2 protein-coding genes are annotated in these 1,876 nt (G+C 43.0%); both read left to right on the forward strand.

The genetic code is table 11. The annotated features are described in order from the left end of the window. Positions 1 to 21 precede the first annotated feature (21 nt). Entirely contained in the window at positions 22 to 546 is a 525-nt protein-coding gene (locus ACVA58_RS27715; protein ID WP_446513475.1) for an elongation factor P hydroxylase, read from the forward strand. Positions 547 to 806: 260 nt separating this feature from the next. Beyond that, the gene (locus ACVA58_RS27720; protein ID WP_446513474.1) at positions 807 to 1,073 is read left to right on the forward strand and encodes a YfcL family protein; all 267 of its coding nucleotides are present in this window, start codon (positions 807 to 809) and stop codon (positions 1,071 to 1,073) included. Positions 1,074 to 1,876: the final 803 nt, after the last annotated feature.

Below are 1,876 nucleotides of genomic sequence, written 5' to 3' on the forward strand. Positions count from 1 at the left end.
CCCAGGACCCGCTCTTACCCTATGCCCCACAAAAACACTGACATTATCAACATCTTCAACCAAACCTTCATCGATTCATTCAACACCGAGTTGATCCTTGGTGGTGATGAGCCAATTTATCTTCCTGCGGATGAACAGCACCCACATCACCGGATTATTTTCGCCCGTGGCTACTTTGCCTCGGCACTACATGAGATAGCCCACTGGTGTATCGCTGGTCCGCAGCGCAGACTACTGGAAGATTACGGTTACTGGTACGAGCCTGATGGCCGAACCGCTGAAGTACAAGCCGAATTTGAAAAGGTAGAAGTAAAACCCCAAGCTGTTGAGTGGATCCTTGCTGCAAGTTGCGGTTTTCGCTTCCAAGTGAGCTGTGATAACCTAAGCGGCAGTTGTGAGCCAGACCGAGCAGGGTTTACAAACAAAGTACGCGAGCAGGTGTTGGTTTACCTCCAAGAAGGCATGCCAGCACGAGCCAAAACCTTATCAGAAGCATTGAGACGCCACTATGGGGTAGAGCCGTTAGCGGCGGGGATGTTTGAATAGAAAGAGCGGGAACGGGGAAGAGCTGGTCCTAGGTTCTAGGAAAAGCAGAAAAGCTTGACTTGAGTACTTGATAAAGGAAACTATTTACCCAGTACCCAGTACCCAGTACCCAGTACCCAGTACCCAGTACCCAGTACCCAGTACCCAGTACCCAGTACCCAGTACTAATACTAACTTGATTCTGTTATACATGGCGTAGTAATTGGGGCTTTGCTCTTCCTAGGCCCTAGGACCCAGAATCCCGAACCCCAAAAGATATTATGATCCATCAATACGAAGAAACACTACTAACCCTAATCGACCAAATGGTTGAAACCGCATCAGACGATGAACTTTTTGCGGGCGGTTACCTGCGTGGCCACATTTCACTGTCTGCTGCGAACTGCGAGCTGGAAGGGGAGTTAACCATCGAGGCGATGAATGCCAAGGTTGTATCGAGCATGGCTGAAGCGCAGTCAGAGCTAAACCCAGCCGATCAATTAATTGTCAAAGAAATGTGGCACCAGCTTCAACAGCAAGCTATCTAATTGATATTTAAATTTATACAAAAAATCGGCATCAGAGTATGCCGATTTTTTGGTAGCAATAATATGCCTTGTGGCTACGGTTAATTATTTGCGCTTAGATATTTGCGTTTGTAATCAGAGGATTTTGCAAAAACAATAATTGGTATTGTTACAAACAAAAAGCCAGCTGCAAAAATTAAATTTTCATTTGCTAATAGCTGATAACAGCTTACTGCAAATATTATCATAACAATCATAAGATTAGTTATATGTATGATCGGATGGTTCACTGAAAAGTGAGCATATGCCCTAAACATGCACTCTCCCTCTTAATTAGTCTTCTGTCGTCAAAAAAATGTATTTTAAAATGTTTGCTGTCAATATATTGACAATGTTATTATTAATATATGATAGCTCAAATCCTGATTTGATTTCGTAAACCTAAAATAATTTACGTACAGTGTCACACTTTTGAGACGAATTAATTGGCTTTTAACAAATCAATAAGAACACAATTGAATACAGAGTTAATATCTTAAATATATTTTTATTTATTTTATGTTTTCAATTGTGTGACTGTTTTATTTTACATGGCGTCTGATTATCTAGATTCTAAGAAATTAAAACACTGTCTTAAACGTGATTTGTAAAAGTGGCCCTAGGAAGAGCAGGCCCTAGGAAAAGCGGGAAGAGCGAAAGGATAAGAGTGAAGAGCTTGACATGGATTAGGTAGTAGAAACGCTTTTGCAGGACCCAGGACCCAGGACCCAGGACCCAGGACCCAGGACCCAGGACCCAGGACCCAGGACCCAGGACCCAGGACC

Source organism: Photobacterium sp. DNB22_13_2, from assembly GCF_052873915.1.

Bases quoted from the DNA above. Each gene is read 5' to 3' on its own strand.
- ACVA58_RS27715 (WP_446513475.1), top strand. From the start codon at position 22: ATGCCCCACAAAAACACTGACATTATCAACATCTTCAACCAAACCTTC.
- ACVA58_RS27720 (WP_446513474.1), top strand. From the start codon at position 807: ATGATCCATCAATACGAAGAAACACTACTAACCCTAATCGACCAAATG.